A 13,867-nucleotide genomic window follows, 5' to 3' on the forward strand; every position below is an offset into this window, starting at 1 on the left:
TAGTTGGGGTGAAAATCAAAAAAGCTGTGAATTCTTTATTCTGATTTTTCTGTGAAATGTCGCTTTTGGGATGGTAATGGAATTGTATTGTGTGATTTTCAGGAAACAAAAAAGCCAACCGGCTAATATTTAGCAGATTGGCTTTTACTTTTGTGATCCCGACAGGATTCAAACCTGTAACCTTCTGATCCGTAGTCAGATGCTCTATTCAGTTGAGCTACGGAACCATTCCGTATTTGCAAAATTAAGTGACCCCGACAGGATTCAAACCTGTAACCTTCTGATCCGTAGTCAGATGCTCTATTCAGTTGAGCTACGGAGCCATTTTTATTTGCAGTATTACAAACGATTTTATGATAAGTTTCATACAGAAACTAATGGTGATCCCGACAGGATTCAAACCTGTAACCTTCTGATCCGTAGTCAGATGCTCTATTCAGTTGAGCTACGGAACCATTGTTTCTCGTTTGCGTGTGCAAAGGTAGTAAATGTGATTAAACCTCCAAAATATTTCGGTGAAATTTTTCGCTTTTTATTCGATAAAATGGGGGTTGTAGAGCAGGAAACCGATGTTTATACCCATGTTCCAGTTGTTGCCTGGAAAGCTATAATGATTGCCGTAAATTGATAATGAAGCAATTGGGAAATTGTAAATAAGAGAAAGCTCGCCAAAGTAAGATAATTTGCCAAAACCTTTATCAAAGGCAGGATTTTTAATTTCATCGTAAATTATTTTCCGGTAAGGAAGAAATCCGTAGAATTCGCCTCTCAGTTGTAGCTTTTTTATGTCCTTTACTAACGGAATAATTCCCCCGGCGATGTAATTGGTTGCACGCAATGATTCATTAAAGACCATTTTGCTGTGAGGGGTTGGCGTAAATGCAGGAGCTTGGAGTATTGTCGCTGCATAATTATTGAAGAGCGATTTGTTTGATGCCACTACATTTAATAATGTGCCTAAAGCGTATTTACTATTGCATTGAAAATAGCGGTGGATCCTCAGTTCAGCTTGCGCCCAAGTGTGGCTTGTTTGAGAGGGGAGACGTAAATACTCATTTTCATTTTTATAAAAGCTTTCTTTTCCGGTAAATGCCTGTAATAGAAAGCAGGCATTTGTGCCGGCGGTAGGGTACATCACTGCGTTGAGAGTATTCTTTTCTAATCGGACAGAGAGTCCGGATAGATTATAGGTGCTTTCATCCAATGCTATATTTGCAGTAGATGTTATTCCTTGTGAGTATTCATCGGTAAGTTTCCCGGTAGAAGCAGAAAAAATAGCTTTTCCCACGGAGTAGAATGGCGTTCCAATACTTAACCGACTGAAGGTTTCGGATTGTTTGAGGTATGCCGATAGATTCTCGTTGGAGAAAAGACGGCTGCTTTCGAAATATTTTTTAGCTGAACTTCCCACGGTTATTTTAAGATATAACGGTAGGACAGTAGGCATCTCAACCCGCCCTGACAAGTGAAAGGCGTTGTAACTGTTTCCTATTTGAGCGTCGGCATTAATATCAAAGCTGTAAAATTTTATAGCCTGATACTTCAATCCGAGATAAACCTGGTTGGAACTGGCCGAAGAAATCAATCCCCCTATTCCCGCAGAAAGGTTCTCTTTGATCTTCACCTTTAATATAAGGTCGAATCGTCTGGTATTTCTGTTGAAGATGGCTTCCGGTAAAATCTCAGCAATTTTCTCGTCCGATAATAACCTGAAATAGGCCTTTCTGAAATCATCGAAACTAATGGAATCCCGATCGTCATTTTTTACCTGAAACAGGATGTAGTCCGTTTGGTTTTTGGATACCCCTTTGACAATTACATTTTGAAAAACCAGATTAGGAAGCCTCTTTTTAAATGCTGATCGTTTAGCACTAAGACTATCAGGCGGGATGTCTCTGGATATATTTCTTTTGATTTGACTGACATACTCCAATCCTTTGCGGTAGCCTATCTCAAAGACCTTATCGGCTTTGTCAAAATCCAACAGATTGATGTCTGACAAATCGCTTCTTATTACCACACCGCGGTTATTCCCGATAGAATAATCGGTCTTTTGCATAATCATATTTTCCAGTTGGCTGATTATATTTTTTTCATCCGGTTTGTATTTACCTTTAACTACTACGCTGCCAATTATGTAATCAGGATGAAAGTCATTTTGCATCACATCTACGGGGAAGTTGTTGTAGATACCACCGTCATAAGCCAGATTTCCATCGATTTCTATGGGTTTAAATACAAAAGGAAATGTCATGGATGCTCTGACTGCATCACACAAACTTCCGCTCCTGAAAATAATCGGTTCTTTATGATATATGTCAGCCGCGACACACCGGAAAGGAATCATTAACTGGTCAAAGTCGTTGTTGGCAGCAGCTGAGGCCTGGGTGTAAAGCTTTAGAATACCCAGGTTCATTTGGATCGGATTAATCAGGCTGACTGGTAGAAAGTAGGTTTTTGCCCGGGTGGAATCGGTTGTTTCAAACCTGAATCGGCCAAATTCAGGTGTCGGGTCGTCTATTTTATAGTAAAACAGGTCTTTCTCGTTCACTTTTCCGGTCTGCCATGTCCTAAAGTTCTCAGATTTAATTAATTGAAGCATTTCTTCCGGAGAGTATCCCATTGCATAAAGTGAACCGATAATAGCTCCAATAGAGGTTCCGGTTACGTAATCAATAGGTATATTGTTGTCTTCCAGTGCTTTGATGATGCCAATATGGGCAATACCCTTTGCGCCTCCGCCACTTAGGACCAAACCCACAGACTGTGATGGCAGATAAAATATATTGGATAAAGTGATGATTATAAGCGTGATAAATTTGTTCATTGTTGTGTCATTCTTGCAGATATAATGATATAACAAAATGAATAAGAGGAAGGTGCGTTTTGGAATAAGAATTTTCAAATGGGGTAAAAAAAGAAAAGAACCACAATTCTTGTGATTCTTTTCTTTGTCGGGGTGGAGAGATTCGAACTCCCGACCCTCTGGTCCCAAACCAGATGCGCTAACCGGACTGCGCTACACCCCGCGTTCAACTGTAATAGTTGATTTTATGTTTTTTTGAAATCTCACTTATTCAGTGATTATTTTTGTCGGGGTGGAGAGATTCGAACTCCCGACCCTCTGGTCCCAAACCAGATGCGCTAACCGGACTGCGCTACACCCCGCGTTCAACTGTAATAGTTGATTTTATGTTTTTTTGAAATCTCACTTATTCAGTGATTATTTTTGTCGGGGTGGAGAGATTCGAACTCCCGACCCTCTGGTCCCAAACCAGATGCGCTAACCGGACTGCGCTACACCCCGCGTTCAACTGTAATAGTTGATTTTATGTTTTTTTGAAATCTCACTTATTCAGTGATTATTTTTGTCGGGGTGGAGAGATTCGAACTCCCGACCCTCTGGTCCCAAACCAGATGCGCTAACCGGACTGCGCTACACCCCGTTTTGATTTCGGGTGCAAAGATAGGGGATTTGTTCAATAACTTCCAAATTTATTTTGAGTTTTTTATTCGTGAATCGCTTTGTTGAAGAGCCTTCTGTTTGTGTAACACGGGATTGAGTGTGAAAATATTTTTTTGAAAAATGCGGATGGACATCTTCGAGACACTGATTTTTTGATAAAAACCTCTCGGAACCCTTATGCAGTCTTTGTTCTGTTAACTTCAAAGATTGACAGGAAGCCTCGTTGGTATTCCGGCGAATTGTGTTAATTTTGCATGTTAGTATTATTCAATGACTCGAGGAATCGTAAAAAACACAATATATGTATAGAACACGTACTTGCGGCGAGTTGCGCCTAACTGATGTAGATCAGGTTGTTACCCTTTCCGGGTGGGTTCAGAAAATTCGTAAAATGGGAGGGATGACCTTTGTGGATCTCCGTGACCGTTATGGCGTAACTCAGTTAGTATTCAATCAGGAGGTTGATGCCGAGTTATGCGAAAAGGCTAATAAATTGGGCCGTGAATTTGTAATTCAGGCAATCGGTACAGTAAAAGAGCGTTCAAGCAAAAATGCCAATATTGCAACCGGCGAAATCGAAATTATTGTAAGTCAATTGAATATATTGAATGCGTCGGATGTTCCACCGTTTACTATCGAAGATGAGACCGATGGGGGTGATGATATCCGTATGCAATACCGTTATCTGGATTTGAGAAGAAATCCGGTACGGGCTAATCTGGAGCTTCGCCATAAAATGGCATTTGAAACCCGTCGTTACCTTGATCAGCAAAACTTCTTAGAAGTAGAAACTCCGATTTTGATCAAATCTACACCTGAAGGTGCGCGCGACTTTGTGGTTCCATCACGTATGAATCCGGGACAGTTTTACGCTCTTCCACAATCACCGCAGTTATTCAAGCAATTGCTGATGGTTTCGGGATTTGACCGTTACTTCCAGATTGCAAAATGTTTCCGTGATGAAGATTTGCGAGCAGACCGTCAGCCTGAATTTACCCAAATTGACTGCGAAATGTCGTTTGTGGAGCAGGAAGATGTACTCAATATCTTTGAAGGTATGGCAAAACATCTTTTCAAAACCATCAAAGGAGTGGAGTTGAAAGGTGATTTCCCAAGAATGCCTTATTCAGATGCAATGAAATATTACGGTTCGGACAAGCCGGATATTCGTTTCGATATGAAATTTGTAGAACTGAAAGACTTGACTGAAGGCAAAAATTTCGTTGTGTTTGACAGAGTGGAATATGTGGGCGGTATTTGTGCAAAAGGATGTGCAAGCTATACCCGCAAACAAATTGATGAGCTGACCGACTTTGTAAAACGTCCGCAAATCGGAGCCAAAGGTCTTATTTATGTAAAATGTGAGGCTGATGGCAGTTTCAAATCTTCAGTAGATAAATTCTATACTGCCGATGATTTGAAAAAATGGGCTGAACGTTGTGGTGCTCAACCGGGCGATTTGATTCTTATACTTCCGGGAGAGAAAACCAAAGCACAGAAACAGTTGTGTGAACTACGTCTTGAGATGGGTAGCCGTCTGGGATTACGTGACAAAAATGTATTTGCTCCGCTTTGGGTAATCGACTTCCCATTGTTTGAGTGGGATGAAGAGTCTCAGCGTTTCTTTGCAATGCACCACCCGTTCACTTCTCCGAAACCGGAGGATATTCAATTCCTTGACTCTGACCCTGGTAAAGTACGTGCCAATGCTTACGATATGGTAATCAATGGTGTAGAACTTGGCGGTGGTTCCATCCGTATTCACGACAGTAAGCTTCAAAAGAAAATGTTTGAATTGCTCGGCTTTACCGATGAACAGGCTCAGTCTCAGTTCGGCTTCCTGATGGATGCGTTCAAATACGGAGCGCCTCCTCACGGTGGTTTGGCGTTTGGTCTGGATCGTTTCGTGTCATTGTTTGCCGGATTGGATTCAATTCGCGACTGCATCGCATTCCCGAAAAACAACTCAGGTCGCGATGTGATGAACGATGCTCCGGCACCGATTGACCCGGCTCAGTTGGAAGAACTGAATCTCATTTTGAATATAAAAGAACAGAAATAATAAAAGAGCAAGGTCGTAAAGATGCAGGGTATTGAAAGATGCTTTGTGTCTTTACGACTTTCTTATTTAGTTGATATGGCTAAAATCAAGGAGATAATCTCTGCAATTGAAGAATTTGCGCCGCTTGCTTTTCAGGAGAGTTACGATAATTCCGGAGTGCAGGTTGGTGATGCCGGTCAGGAGGCAAAATCTGCATTGGTTTGCATTGACGTGACTGAGGCTGTCGTTGATGAGGCTATTACGAAAGGATGCAATCTGATTATAGCTCATCATCCGCTGGTTTTCAAAGATTTAAGATCGCTGACCGGAAAAGATTATATCGAAAAATGCTTGATAAAAGCCATTAAAAATGATATTGTCATATATGCGGCTCATACCAATCTGGATAATGCCTGGGGTGGAGTGAGTTTTAAAATGGCAGAAAAACTGGGGCTAAAAAACATTAAGGTCTTGGCTCCGGTTGATGGCAAGCTGCTAAAACTGGTGACTTTTGTACCTGTATCACACATTGATATTATTCGCAATTCTCTTTTTACTGCTGGTGCCGGTCATATTGGAAATTATGATCAGTGTAGCTATAATTCAGAAGGCTACGGTACTTTCCGGGCAGGAGAGGGGGCGAATCCTTTCTGTGGACAGCAAGGGGAGATGCACAAAGAGTCGGAAGTTCGCCTCGAAACCATTTTTCCAAGCCATATTAAAGGAAATGTGATTCGAGCTTTGCTTTCAGCGCATCCTTACGAAGAACCGGCGTTTGATATTATAGCATTGGAAAATGAATGGAATCAAGTTGGTTCGGGTGTGATTGGTGAATTGGAGAGGGCAGAAGATGAGCTTTCTGTATTGGGAAAAATCAAACAGGTATTTGAGGTTTCTACTGTAAAGTATTCACCCTTGCAAAATAAACAGGTAACGAACATTGCTATCTGTGGCGGAAGCGGTTCTTTTCTGATTATAGATGCTCTTAGAGCCGGTGCAGACCTCTTTTTGACTGGAGAGATTAAGTATCATGACTTTTTCAATCATCGTAATTCGATATTGCTTGCTGATATTGGCCATTATGAGTCGGAGCAATATACAATTGAGCTTATTTGTGAGATTATTCGGAAAAAATTCCCTACATTTGCCGTTCATTTCACGGAGTGTAAAACTAATCAGATAAATTATTTATAAATCGTATGGCTACTACTGCGAAGACAAAAGTGGACTCACCTACTAAAGAGATGACAGTGGAAGAAAAACTTCAGGCACTGCACGAATTACAAACCATACTTTCAGAAATCGACAGAATCAAAACGCTGCGCGGTGAGCTTCCTTTGGAGGTTCAGGACCTGGAAGATGAAGTGGCCGGTTTAGAGACCCGTATCCAAAACTACAAAAATGAAATCGAGGACTTGGCGAGTAAAGTTAGCGCTAAGAAAATCGAAATCAATAATGCGAAAGACCTGATTGAAAAATATAAAGCTCAGCAGGAGAATGTTCGCAACAATAAAGAGTTTGATTTCCTTTCAAAAGAGATGGAGTTCCAGTCGCTTGAGATCGAATTGTGCGAAAAACGCATTCGTGAATTTACGGCTCAATCAAAAACTAAATCAGAAGAACTGGCTGCAAGTACAGAAGTGCTTCAGGAGAAAAAGGCTGATTTAGAGTCTAAAAAGAGTGAGTTGGATGATATCATCGCAGAAACTAAACAGGATGAAGAGCGTTTGCGTAACAAAGCTAAAAAGCTGGAAGCCAACATTGAAGTTCGTCTGTTGACTGCATTCAAACGTATCCGTAAAAATGCACGTAATGGTTTGGCTATCGTTCCTATTCAGCGTGATGCTTGTGGTGGTTGCTTTAACAAGATTCCACCTCAGAAGCAAATGGACGTAAAGATGAGAAAGAAAATCATCGTTTGCGAATATTGTGGTCGTGTAATGATCGACTCTGAATTGGCTGGTGTTGAGTAATCCGCTTAGAAAATAATATTGGAGTAGGGCAAGGTTTTTCGAAACTTTGCCCTATTTGTTTTGTATAATCTCCTGATAGGTTGGAATCTCTTTTAAGAATGAAATCCGTTGATTTTCGTAATCAATCTGGCAGCAATAATGGGAGAGTCCATTGCTGATAATAAGGTATGGAACCTTAAATACGATATTGTATCGACTGATTTGCTCGAATACCTTTTGCGTAATTTCCACTTCAGGAGCTTTGTATTCCACCAGGGCCAAAGGGTTGAGTTGGTTGTCGTAAACAACAGTATCACAGCGTTTAGATGTTCGATGCAATTTTATACTGACCTCGTTTGCAATAAGTGCGCCGGGGAACCCTCTTTCATTAATCAGATATTGCACAAAATGTTGCCTTACCCACTCTTCCGGTGTTAGCGCTACGTATTTCTTTCGTAGAGGATCAAAAATTGTAACGTTGCTTTCGTTGCGCACGATTTTAAAGGGAAAAGGCGGAAGGTTTAATCTTAACATTTTGTACTTTTGTTGGTAAATGGGGGCTTTAGCAGTCGCATTAGTCCCATTAAAAACACAAAATTACGGTTTTATGAAGACAAAACAAGAGATTGTCAATAATTGGCTTCCCCGATATACCGGGCGTTCACTAAAGGATTTTCCCGAATATATTTTACTCACGAATTTCAATCAGTATGTTGAGATTTTTGCAGAGCATTTTGAAGTCCTGCTAGTGACGGAGGTGAATATGCCCAATGCCATTGCGGATGGTATTATGATAATCAATTTTGGTATGGGGACTGCAAATGCCGCAACCATAATGGATTTATTGACAGCGATCCATCCAAAAGCTGTTCTTTTTCTGGGTAAATGTGGTGGGCTTAAAAAGGTTAACTCTATCGGGGATTTTATATTGCCAATTGCTGCCATCAGGGGAGAAGGAACCTCTAATATATATATGCCTGCTGAAGTTCCGGCTTTGCCTGCATTTAGTCTTCAGCGTGCAGTGTCAAGTACGATCCGGAATCATGAGAAGGATTACTGGACCGGGACGGTATATACCACAAACCGCCGTGTATGGGAGCATGATGATGTATTTAAAAATTATCTGAAGCGAACCCGGTGTATGGGAATTGATATGGAGACTGCCACATTGTTTACAGTCGGTTTTGCAAATGAAATACCAACAGGAGCCTTGTTGTTGGTGACAGATCAGCCCATGATTCCCGAGGGGGTTAAAACAGAGAAAAGTGATAAGATTGTAAATGAGTCTTTTGTAAAAGACCATGTCCTGATCGGGATAGATGCGCTGAGGATCCTCCTTGAAAAACGAACCACTGTTAAACACCTAAGATTTGACTAATAATGGCTAAAAAAGAGCAGCTTAGCTTCGAAACTATCATCTCTCAAATTGCAAAAAAAGATTTTAAACCCATCTATTTTTTGATGGGTGATGAGTCGTTTTATATAAATAAAATTACAGATGCGATTCTTGAAAATGCGCTTCAGGAAGGGGAGAAGGATTTTAATGAGATCGTTCGGTATGGGGCGGATGTGAGTGTGGCGGATATTATCAATGAAGCCCGGTTTTATCCTAGTTTTGCCCAATATAGGGTTGTTGTTGTTAAAGAGGCTCAGGAGGTGAAGAAGCTGGAGGATTTGGTCAATTATTTGGAGAAACCTTTACAGTCGACTATCCTGGTGATAAACTATAAAAACGGGAGTTTTGACCGTCGAAAGAAGCTTATCGCTGAAGTTGAAAAGCATGGGATTCTGTTTGAATCCAAAAAACTTTACGACAATCAACTTCCTTCCTGGATTAATGTATTTGTTGATAAAAAGGGGCTAAAGATAGATCCAAAGGCATCACAAATGCTTGCTGATTTTATCGGATCCGATTTAAATCGTTTGGCAGGAGAGTTGGAAAAACTCTTAATTACAATACCGCAAAATCAAACCAGAATTACTCCTGAGTTGGTAGAGCGTAACATCGGCATTAGTAAAGAGTATAATAATTTCGAGTTTTTGAAAGCGGTAGTTCAGAAGGACATTTTGAAAGCAAACCGGATAGCGCTCTACTTTGAGAAGAATCCTAAAAACAATCCGTTGAATGTAACTCTTATTGTATTACATAACTTTTTTAGCAACCTGATGTTGTGTCATTATCTTCCTAATAAGAATGAGGCGGGGGTGATGCAGGGATTAAGGATTCAATCTTTTCAGGCAAGAGATTATATGTTTGGTTTGCGAAACTTTTCGCCTTTCAAAACCATGGATATTATTTCCCTGATTCGGGAATGTGATGCTAATATGAAAGGAGTGGGGGATACTGGTTCCTCAAACGGGGATTTGTTGAAAGTTTTGCTTTATAAGATACTCCATTGACAAAAATACCTCAGTTTACTTTTCTGACTCATTCTTAAATACAATAATTCAGGCGCTATGTATTTGATAATCAATTTGTTTATCTGATATGTAGCGCCTGAGATTTTAATATCCAATTGTGTCTTTACTTTTGTGCGCAATAATAGCGCAGAGAAAGCCTTTTTTCTACTAATCTCAATCTCCGGATATTTTTGTTGATGCAAAAATATTTCTCTACTCTCTTATAGTGCTTCTTTTGGTTGTCATCATATAACTTCCCTTTATTAAGCCGTTCTATTTTCTTTATTAGAGTCACCCTGAATAGGGGTGGTGTTTATTTTGCTATTTGTATTTCATTCTAAAATAACTACTCTATATTTTATATGCAAAAGTAAATCGACAGCTATATTAATCAGGCTAATGAATGGTATATGTTTCTAATATTAAATAAACGCAAAAATATGATGGTTGTATATGGAAACTGAATTACAATAATACAGTAGATCATATCCATAAGCACTAAATAATGCTTGAATTATTTTAGTGTGTTGATTTATATAAGTAACTAAATTGTATATATGTTGTAATGCGGAATAATACAAATACAATTGTCAGTAGGCGTTTGTGTTAACATGTATAATCTATTTTTATGCCTTGTTTCATGGGGGATAAACCAATGTTTATCAATGTGATAACTTTATTATCGGCTTTTGTGGCTTAAACTATGATACTTTTGTTTAGTGCATGGATGTGACTATAATTCGTTTTACTACAAGTGTATAAGTGTATATCGCAGTGTATCAGATTGTAATTGAATTTAAGTGAAGTTCGGTTAAAGTTTAAGGGCGATTGATGCGTAATTCGTTTACAAAAGTATCGCAACAAGTGTGTGTAGATGGATTGCAAATGTAAACGAATGACCGATTGTATTTGTAAATTACTTGTTTCAAAAATAAATTCACATCTGTTTTGTTGTTTCGTTTTGTATTGTTATCTTTGTAAACTGGTAAATAATTAACTTTTGCAATTATGTTAACACGCATACAAAAGGTTATGGATGAAAAGCAACTGTCAGTAAGTGCTTTTGCAGATGAGATTGGGGTGAAACGTCCTACAATGACTCATACCATGACAGGACGGAATAATCCTAGCTTAGATATCGTTTCGAAGATTTTGGAGCGATATCAGGATATTAATTCTGAATGGTTATTGTTTGGGAAAGGGACTATGTATAAGGGGATTCAGGCTCAACAGCCTGGGTTATTTGATGATTTTGAACAAAAGGATGTCGTTGAGAAGAAGGTTGATGAGGCCGATTCAATAAAAGACGAATTACAAAAATCTCCTACCATCGCTTCCATTCAGTTTGAAGATGATAAATACTCAAAAAGAACTAAGGAGTTACATAAGAAAGTTTCTAAGATTATGATCTTCTACTCTGACAATACTTTTGAAATTTTCTTGCCGGAGGAAAGTTCCCGAAAATAAAAGAGACCAATCAAAACTTCATTTGGCCTGTTGAATAATTGATATTTTTTCCCGTATCTTTGCACTCCAAACCCCAAAAACAGGAAAAAATCAATGAAAAAACATGTCATGGATCTTTCTGTGACGGAAAATACAAGCCTGAATGCAAACTACTTTTTGCTAAAGCTTACTTCCGCACAGAAATTACCCGATATGCTTCCCGGGCAATTCGTAGAGATAAAAGTGGAAGGATCACCCAATACTTTCCTTAGACGTCCGATTTCTATCAACAATTACATTGCAGAAACCAATGAGCTATGGCTTCTGGTGCAAAAAGTTGGTGATGGTACACGTACTTTAGGCAAATTGCAAGCCGGTGATACTCTTAATTTAGTCTTCCCATTGGGTAACAGCTTTACAACGCCTGAGAATGCCTCTAAATCGGTAGTTCTTGTCGGTGGTGGTGTTGGTACTGCTCCAATGCTTTTCTGGGGCAAATATCTGAAAGAAAGAGGCATTACGCCTAATTTTTTACTGGGGGCACGATCAGAAGCTGATCTTCTTCAATTAGATGAATTCCGTAAGTATGGCAATGTCTATACAACGACAGAAGACGGTTCGCATGGCGAGAAAGGCTACGTGACTCAGCATTCTATCCTTCAAAATCAGCAGTTTGACCATATTTACACTTGCGGCCCAAAGCCTATGATGGTGGCTGTGGCAAAATATGCCAAAGCAAAAGATATTTCCTGTGAAGTTTCACTCGAAAATACCATGGCCTGTGGCTTTGGGGTATGTCTTTGCTGTGTGGAAAATACAGTAAACGGACACGTTTGTGTGTGTACTGAAGGTCCTGTGTTCAATATAAAAGATTTACAATGGCAGATTTAAGCGTAAAAATAGGACAACTGGAGCTGAAAAATCCAGTAATGACAGCGTCAGGTACTTTTGGTTTTGGCGAAGAATTCTCTGATTTTTTTGATTTGTCCCGTTTGGGTGGATATATTGTCAAAGGAACGACTTTAGCTCCCCGTCAGGGAAATGCTTACCCTCGTATGGCGGAAACGCCGGCAGGTATGCTGAATGCTGTAGGGCTTCAAAATAAAGGCGTACATTACTTTGCTGATGAGATTTATCCGCGTTTAAAGGATATTGATTCGAATCTGATTGTAAATGTATCAGGCTCAACCATTGAGGACTATGTTGCTTGTACAGAGAAAGTTGCCGAACTGGATAAGGTGTCTGGTATAGAACTTAATATTTCATGCCCGAATGTAAAACAGGGAGGTATGGCCTTTGGTACCTGTGCTTGTAGTGCGGCTGATGTTGTGAAAGCAGTACGAAAAGTTTATCCTAAAACGCTGATTGTTAAGCTGTCTCCTAATGTAACAGACATAACAGAAATTGCCCGTGCAGCTGAAGCAGAAGGAGCAGATTCGGTCTCGTTGATAAATACGTTATTGGGAATGGCAATTGATGCAGACAAGCGTCGCCCTGTATTATCTACTGTAACAGGAGGATTATCAGGTCCTTGTGTTAAACCTATTGCTTTGCGTATGGTTTGGCAGACTGCCCGTGCGGTAAAAATCCCTGTAATTGGATTGGGAGGTATTATGAACTGGCGTGACGCGGTTGAATTTTTACTGGCAGGTGCTACTGCTGTTCAATTAGGAACCGCCAACTTTATTGATCCGGAAGTAACAATAAAGGTTATTGATGGGTTAAATGAATACTTGAATAAAAACGGATATAAATCTGTAAATGAAATAATTGGCGCATTAGAGATATAAAAAAAATAGCCCGGAGCTATTTAAGTAGATCCGGGCGAAGTTTTTGAGTTCTTTCTAATGATTGCTGCAATTGCCACTCTTCGATTTTTCGTTGGTGACCGCTCAGAAGGACTTCCGGTACTTTCCAGCCATTGTAATCAGCAGGGCGGGTGTAAACGGGTGGAGCAAGCAAATTATCCTGAAACGAATCGGACAATGCAGATTGTTCGTCTGAAATAACTCCAGGAATAACGCGAACAACAGCGTCACAAATAACGGCTGCTGCCAGTTCTCCGCCGGTCAGGACATAATCCCCTATTGAAATCTCTCGGGTAATAAAGTGTTCTCTGACACGAAAATCGATGCCTTTATAATGTCCGCAAAGAATTATTATATTTTGCGTCATAGACAAAGAGTTGGCAATTTTTTGATCAAACTTTTCTCCATCTGGAGAAGTATATATAATTTCATCGTAATGTCGTTGAGCCTTCAGGGCTGAGATAGCACGGTCAATCGGTTCGATCTGCATCACCATTCCGGCAGATCCACCAAACGGATAATCGTCCACCCGATGGTGTTTGTCGGTAGAATAATCCCGCAGGTTGTGCAAATGAATCTCAGCAAATCCTTTATCCTGAGCTCTTTTCAGGATGGAATGATTCAACGGACTTTGAATCAGCTCTGGCAAAACGGTTATGATATCAATTCTCATAGTCTAAATTTTGTGCAAAAGTAGCCATAAGGTAGTGAATCTGCAACCTAACGGGCTATTCATGCATGAAATTCAGTCCAT

At 39.9% G+C, this 13,867-nt stretch carries 11 protein-coding genes and 7 tRNA genes; 8 read left to right on the forward strand and 10 right to left on the reverse strand.

Going from position 1 to position 13,867, the window contains the following annotated elements:
* Positions 1–153 precede the first annotated feature (153 nt).
* The 8 genes from MLE17_RS08925 to MLE17_RS08960 form a co-directional block, all read right to left on the reverse strand.
* Positions 154–227: transfer RNA gene (locus tag MLE17_RS08925), tRNA-Arg, on the reverse strand.
* Positions 228–249: 22 nt separating this feature from the next.
* Positions 250–323 (reverse strand) — tRNA-Arg (locus tag MLE17_RS08930).
* Positions 324–378: 55 nt separating this feature from the next.
* Positions 379–455, reverse strand: a tRNA-Arg gene (locus MLE17_RS08935).
* A 77-nt stretch (positions 456–532) separates the two neighbouring features.
* Positions 533–2,827: a patatin-like phospholipase family protein gene (locus tag MLE17_RS08940; RefSeq protein ID WP_243348449.1), complete on the reverse strand. Its 2,295-nt coding sequence runs from the start codon at positions 2,825–2,827 to the stop codon at positions 533–535.
* A 127-nt stretch (positions 2,828–2,954) separates the two neighbouring features.
* Positions 2,955–3,029, reverse strand: a tRNA-Pro gene (locus MLE17_RS08945).
* A 64-nt stretch (positions 3,030–3,093) separates the two neighbouring features.
* A tRNA-Pro gene (locus MLE17_RS08950) sits at positions 3,094–3,168 on the reverse strand.
* A 64-nt stretch (positions 3,169–3,232) separates the two neighbouring features.
* Positions 3,233–3,307: transfer RNA gene (locus MLE17_RS08955), tRNA-Pro, on the reverse strand.
* 64 nt (positions 3,308–3,371) lie between these two features.
* Positions 3,372–3,446: transfer RNA gene (locus MLE17_RS08960), tRNA-Pro, on the reverse strand.
* A gap of 321 nt (positions 3,447–3,767) precedes the next feature.
* Here MLE17_RS08960 and aspS point away from each other — a divergent pair.
* The 3 genes from aspS (at position 3,768) to MLE17_RS08975 (ending at position 7,480) form a co-directional block, all read left to right on the forward strand.
* Complete coding sequence (gene aspS, locus MLE17_RS08965) at positions 3,768–5,528, forward strand: aspartate--tRNA ligase (RefSeq protein WP_243348450.1); 1,761 nt, start codon at positions 3,768–3,770, stop codon at positions 5,526–5,528.
* A gap of 75 nt (positions 5,529–5,603) precedes the next feature.
* Entirely contained in the window at positions 5,604–6,701 is a 1,098-nt protein-coding gene (locus tag MLE17_RS08970) for a Nif3-like dinuclear metal center hexameric protein (RefSeq protein WP_243348451.1), read from the forward strand.
* Between the two features lie 5 nt (positions 6,702–6,706).
* Positions 6,707–7,480, forward strand: a complete 774-nt coding sequence (locus MLE17_RS08975) for a zinc ribbon domain-containing protein (RefSeq protein WP_243348452.1) — start codon at positions 6,707–6,709, stop codon at positions 7,478–7,480.
* 51 nt (positions 7,481–7,531) lie between these two features.
* Here the strand turns inward: MLE17_RS08975 and MLE17_RS08980 are convergent, their stop codons facing one another.
* Complete coding sequence (locus MLE17_RS08980; RefSeq protein ID WP_243348453.1) at positions 7,532–7,993, reverse strand: type I restriction enzyme HsdR N-terminal domain-containing protein; 462 nt, start codon at positions 7,991–7,993, stop codon at positions 7,532–7,534.
* 73 nt (positions 7,994–8,066) lie between these two features.
* Between MLE17_RS08980 and MLE17_RS08985 the strand changes: the two genes are divergently transcribed.
* From MLE17_RS08985 to MLE17_RS09005, 5 genes are all read left to right on the forward strand, one after another.
* Positions 8,067–8,837, forward strand: a complete 771-nt coding sequence (locus tag MLE17_RS08985; RefSeq protein ID WP_243348454.1) for an AMP nucleosidase — start codon at positions 8,067–8,069, stop codon at positions 8,835–8,837.
* Between the two features lie 2 nt (positions 8,838–8,839).
* Positions 8,840–9,859 carry a DNA polymerase III subunit delta gene (holA, locus tag MLE17_RS08990; protein ID WP_243348455.1) on the forward strand — a complete coding sequence of 340 codons (1,020 nt, stop codon included), beginning with the start codon at positions 8,840–8,842 and terminating at the stop codon, positions 9,857–9,859.
* Positions 9,860–10,867: 1,008 nt separating this feature from the next.
* A complete protein-coding gene (locus tag MLE17_RS08995) occupies positions 10,868–11,326 on the forward strand; it encodes a helix-turn-helix domain-containing protein (protein WP_243348456.1) in 459 nt (152 codons plus the stop codon).
* A gap of 93 nt (positions 11,327–11,419) precedes the next feature.
* On the forward strand, positions 11,420–12,196 hold the full coding sequence (locus MLE17_RS09000; protein WP_243348457.1) for a dihydroorotate dehydrogenase electron transfer subunit: 777 nt from the start codon (positions 11,420–11,422) through the stop codon (positions 12,194–12,196).
* Positions 12,184–13,095: a dihydroorotate dehydrogenase gene (locus MLE17_RS09005; RefSeq protein WP_243348458.1), complete on the forward strand. Its 912-nt coding sequence runs from the start codon at positions 12,184–12,186 to the stop codon at positions 13,093–13,095. Before MLE17_RS09000 ends, MLE17_RS09005 begins: the two co-directional genes overlap by 13 nt.
* A 16-nt stretch (positions 13,096–13,111) precedes the next feature.
* Here the strand turns inward: MLE17_RS09005 and trmD are convergent, their stop codons facing one another.
* On the reverse strand, positions 13,112–13,786 hold the full coding sequence (trmD, locus tag MLE17_RS09010; protein WP_243348459.1) for a tRNA (guanosine(37)-N1)-methyltransferase TrmD: 675 nt from the start codon (positions 13,784–13,786) through the stop codon (positions 13,112–13,114).
* Positions 13,787–13,867: the final 81 nt, after the last annotated feature.

Source organism: Parabacteroides sp. FAFU027 (assembly GCF_022808675.1).
Taxonomy (GTDB): domain Bacteria; phylum Bacteroidota; class Bacteroidia; order Bacteroidales; family UBA7332; genus CAXXIC01.

Bases quoted from the DNA above. Each gene is read 5' to 3' on its own strand.
- trmD (WP_243348459.1), bottom strand. From the start codon at position 13,786: ATGAGAATTGATATCATAACCGTTTTGCCAGAGCTGATTCAAAGTCCG.
- MLE17_RS08995 (WP_243348456.1), top strand. From the start codon at position 10,868: ATGTTAACACGCATACAAAAGGTTATGGATGAAAAGCAACTGTCAGTA.
- MLE17_RS08980 (WP_243348453.1), bottom strand. From the start codon at position 7,993: ATGTTAAGATTAAACCTTCCGCCTTTTCCCTTTAAAATCGTGCGCAAC.
- MLE17_RS08985 (WP_243348454.1), top strand. From the start codon at position 8,067: ATGAAGACAAAACAAGAGATTGTCAATAATTGGCTTCCCCGATATACC.
- holA (WP_243348455.1), top strand. From the start codon at position 8,840: ATGGCTAAAAAAGAGCAGCTTAGCTTCGAAACTATCATCTCTCAAATT.
- MLE17_RS08940 (WP_243348449.1), bottom strand. From the start codon at position 2,827: ATGAACAAATTTATCACGCTTATAATCATCACTTTATCCAATATATTT.
- MLE17_RS08975 (WP_243348452.1), top strand. From the start codon at position 6,707: ATGGCTACTACTGCGAAGACAAAAGTGGACTCACCTACTAAAGAGATG.
- MLE17_RS09000 (WP_243348457.1), top strand. From the start codon at position 11,420: ATGAAAAAACATGTCATGGATCTTTCTGTGACGGAAAATACAAGCCTG.
- MLE17_RS09005 (WP_243348458.1), top strand. From the start codon at position 12,184: ATGGCAGATTTAAGCGTAAAAATAGGACAACTGGAGCTGAAAAATCCA.
- aspS (WP_243348450.1), top strand. From the start codon at position 3,768: ATGTATAGAACACGTACTTGCGGCGAGTTGCGCCTAACTGATGTAGAT.
- MLE17_RS08970 (WP_243348451.1), top strand. From the start codon at position 5,604: ATGGCTAAAATCAAGGAGATAATCTCTGCAATTGAAGAATTTGCGCCG.